General features: G+C 63.4%; 4 protein-coding genes. All 4 read right to left on the reverse strand.

The annotated features are described in order from the left end of the window. Window positions 1-477, reverse strand: a 477-nt coding sequence (locus KHO33_RS41685) for a FimD/PapC N-terminal domain-containing protein (protein WP_211629336.1), incomplete at its 3' end; no start/stop codon positions are given. 168 nt (window positions 478-645) lie between these two features. Next, window positions 646-1,431 carry a fimbrial biogenesis chaperone gene (locus tag KHO33_RS41690; protein ID WP_200568542.1) on the reverse strand — a complete coding sequence of 262 codons (786 nt, stop codon included), beginning with the start codon at window positions 1,429-1,431 and terminating at the stop codon, window positions 646-648. 153 nt (window positions 1,432-1,584) lie between these two features. After that, entirely contained in the window at window positions 1,585-2,118 is a 534-nt protein-coding gene (locus KHO33_RS41695) for a fimbrial protein (protein WP_200568569.1), read from the reverse strand. 301 nt (window positions 2,119-2,419) lie between these two features. Then, on the reverse strand, window positions 2,420-2,953 hold the full coding sequence (locus KHO33_RS41700) for a fimbrial protein (RefSeq protein WP_211629337.1): 534 nt from the start codon (window positions 2,951-2,953) through the stop codon (window positions 2,420-2,422). Window positions 2,954-3,399 lie beyond the last annotated feature (446 nt).

The following is a 3,399-nucleotide window of genomic DNA, read 5'->3' on the forward strand; positions in this document are numbered from 1 at the left end:
CTCATTGACGATCGCGCCAATGGGCAGGCAGGCACCCGGCACATCCAGCTTCGCGCTCACATCGGGCGTCAGCTTCTTCAGGTCCACCCCCACCCGCTCGAGCAGCTTGCGGTCGAAGCAGGCCTGCGCATTGGTGCCCGCGGGCGCGTCCGGCGGCTGTCTGAAGGGCACGTCGGTGCGGCCGATCCAGCCTCCGTTCACATAGAGGTCGACGTTGTATGTGCCGGGCAGGACCGCATTACCTTTCTCGAAACGCGACAGGTCGACGCTCTGGCCGCTACCCGGGCTCAGGAAGCTGCGGTCGAACTGGACCTGCGCCACCTGCGTGGATGCTGCAGCCGTATCCGGTGTCGCGCCAGCGCGCGCCACGAACGGCCAGGCCGCCAGCGCGGAGAGCACCATCGCACACAATGGCTTGAGGCGCGGTGTCCGGCACGATTCGCGGGCAGGACTGTTTGACAGGAAGGAATTCGACATGATTTACCGTGCGCCCGAAGTGCGCCGCATCACCGCTATGGGTTAAAAGCCCTGGGCAAAACGTCCCTCTGGCGCCTGTTGCCAGGCAGCCGGGAACGCCCCATCGGGGCCATCTGTTTCAGGTTCACGGCCAGGCAGACCCGCCCGCATGGCCGCCGTGGTGCAGGCTTACTTCTCCGGCTGCGCGCCGGATGACTGGAGCGGCTGCTTGCCGTCCACGCCACCACCAAAATCATTGATGCTGGTGTAGTCCACCTCGGCCTGCGCACCGGGCTGCGCGCCCAGATCCTTGACCGCGAAGAGCTGCGAGCCCAGCGGCGGAACAAAGCCCGCACCCGCATCGAGACTCCTGCCGCCCGTCTTCAGCGAGACCTGTCCGAGGTTCACAAAATAGGCCGTCGGGTTGGTCGCCTTCAGCGCGTAGCCCTTGCCTTTCGCGTCGGGCACCACTTCCCAGGTCACCTTTGCCGGCGCCTCATCGGCGCGGCCAGGCAACCCCTGCGGGCGGAACAGCACCTTGATGCGCGAGCGGAACGCCAGCTGCAGGCTGTTGGTCTGCGTGTCGCCCGCGGCTTTCGGGGGCACCTCGAGCACGTTCAGCCAGAACAGCGTTTCGCGGTCCTTTGCCTGCGGCTCTTTCGTATAGATCAGGCGCAGCGTCTGCCCCTTGTTCGGGTCGAGCCGGAACAGGGGAGGCGTGAGCGTAAACGGCACCTCGACCTTGTCCGGCGAACTGTTGGCGTCGCCCTTATCGAGCCAGACCTGCACGAGCGCGGGGGTCTTGCCGTTATTGGTGAGCTTGACGGTGACTTCGCGCTCCTGGGCGGGGAACACCACCCGCGTGCCCGCGATCACGACGCTGGCGTGCGCGGTGCTGGCGACAAGCGCGGCCGCCAGAGCGAAACCGACGCTCAGTGTCACCGCCGTGCAGAGCTTCCGTAAAACCTGGTTCATTCTGATTCCCAATATCCTGAAGGCGTACCCGGACCTGCCAGGCCATCCCGTCCTGTGGACGGCACAGCCTGAAACGTCCGGACACCCCTGTTGCGGCCATCGTTGGAGCGATGCTTGCACGCGCGCTACCCGCGTGCGGGTAGCGCTGAGTGCTTACTGATAGCTGATCGTGTACTGGATGGTCGAGTTCGCTGCGCCGGCCGTCGCCGCGCCCATTGCAACGTACTGGGCGTACATGTTCAGGGTTGCGCTGCCGCTGGCGATACTCACCAGATCGGTGTTCTGCGAGCCGGTGGCCGCACCCGCCACGATCGGCTGGTTCTTGGAGTTCAGCAGACCGATTTCCACGTTCGTGGCGCCGCCCGCGGCAACGATCAGCTGGCCGGTCGCCGTGTCCACCGTCGGACCCGGCTCAAGGTAGGCCGTCGCATTGCCCGTGCCGCCCGAGCAGGCCGTCAGCGCGATCGAGAACGGCGTGAGGCCAGCCGTGGCGCCAGCGGTGGCCAGCGCCGACGTCGACACCGGCGGCAGGGTCACGCTGAAGTTCGGTGTGCCGCTGTTGATCGTGCAGGTCGTGCCGACCACGGAGCCATTGAAGGTGATCGTGCCGTCAGCGGCGTGCGCGGCCGGTGCGAGCATGGCGATCGATGCGGCAGCCAGGAGGGTCGAAAGGAGAGTTTTTTTCATTGCAAGATTCACTTGGGTTAAACATCAGAAAAACACACCGGACCCAGGATCCGGCATGCCTCATGGCGAAAGACTCTATATTTCATGGGTCTCAGCAATGACAGGAGTACAGGCGATGCCCTATCGGGATTCCCGGCCATGCAGCCCCGTTGCGCTGCCGCCATGCATGCGGCGGCACAACGCCCTGCCAGGCCATGCCGTCCTGTGGACGGCACAGCCTGAAACGTCCGGGCACCCCTGTTGTGGCCATCGTTGGAGCGATGCTTGCACGCGCTACCCGCGTGCGGGTAGCGCTGAGTGCTTACTGATAGCTGATCGTGTACTGGATGGTCGAGTTCGCTGCGCCGGCCGTCGCCGCGCCCATTGCAACGTACTGGGCGTACATGTTCAGGGTTGCGCTGCCGCTGGCGATACTCACCAGATCGGTGTTCTGCGAGCCACTAGCCGCACCCGCCACGATCGGCTTGAACGTGGAGTTCAGCAGACCGATTTCCACGTTCGAGGCACCGCCCGCGGCAACGATCAGCTGGCCGGTCGCCGTGTCCACCGTCGGACCCGGCTCAAGGTAGGCCGTCGCATTGCCGGTGGCCGGCGCGCAGGCCGTCAGCGAGATGGCAAACGGCGTGCGGCCAGCCGTGGCGCCAGCGGTGGCCAGCGACGCGGTCGACACTGGCGGCAGGGTCACGGTGAAGTTCGGCGTGCCGCTGTTGATCGTGCAGGTCGTGCCGACCACGGAGCCATTGAAGGTGATCGTGCCGTCAGCGGCGTGGGCGGCCGGCGCGAGCATGGCGATCGATGCGGCAGCCAGGAGGGTCGAAAGGAGAGTTTTTTTCATTGCAAGATTCACTTGGGTTAAACATCAGAAAAACACACCGGACCCAGGATCCGGCGCGTCTCACAACAGAGGTAACAAAGGACTCCTTATCTCAGGAGTGTCTCCGCCATGGCAGGACTTCAACCACAGTGGCGATAACCTGCCAGGGCTTCCCGTTCGCGCGGCATGACCGCAGACCGGAAAAACCTGGCAGCCCTCGTTCATTTATGCAGCGTGCGTGAATTTACTCACTTACGCTGACCATGAAAAGGGTAAAAATCGGCGAACTGCAACGTATTAAACATTGCTGACAAATTTTCAGACCCGTCTTAATTTGCATTCCTGAAAATAGGACTGATCTTGTTACTCCCCTCCGTCATTGACAGAAAAATGCGCTATTCAGGAAAGACCCGTCCCGGGTACCAGAGTGAGGCCGGTAACGTAGACATGAATTCACACCATGAACA

This window comes from Paraburkholderia nemoris, from assembly GCF_905221015.1.
GTDB lineage: Bacteria > Pseudomonadota > Gammaproteobacteria > Burkholderiales > Burkholderiaceae > Paraburkholderia > Paraburkholderia nemoris.

Bases quoted from the DNA above. Each gene is read 5' to 3' on its own strand.
- KHO33_RS41690 (WP_200568542.1), bottom strand. From the start codon at position 1,431: ATGAACCAGGTTTTACGGAAGCTCTGCACGGCGGTGACACTGAGCGTC.
- KHO33_RS41695 (WP_200568569.1), bottom strand. From the start codon at position 2,118: ATGAAAAAAACTCTCCTTTCGACCCTCCTGGCTGCCGCATCGATCGCC.
- KHO33_RS41700 (WP_211629337.1), bottom strand. From the start codon at position 2,953: ATGAAAAAAACTCTCCTTTCGACCCTCCTGGCTGCCGCATCGATCGCC.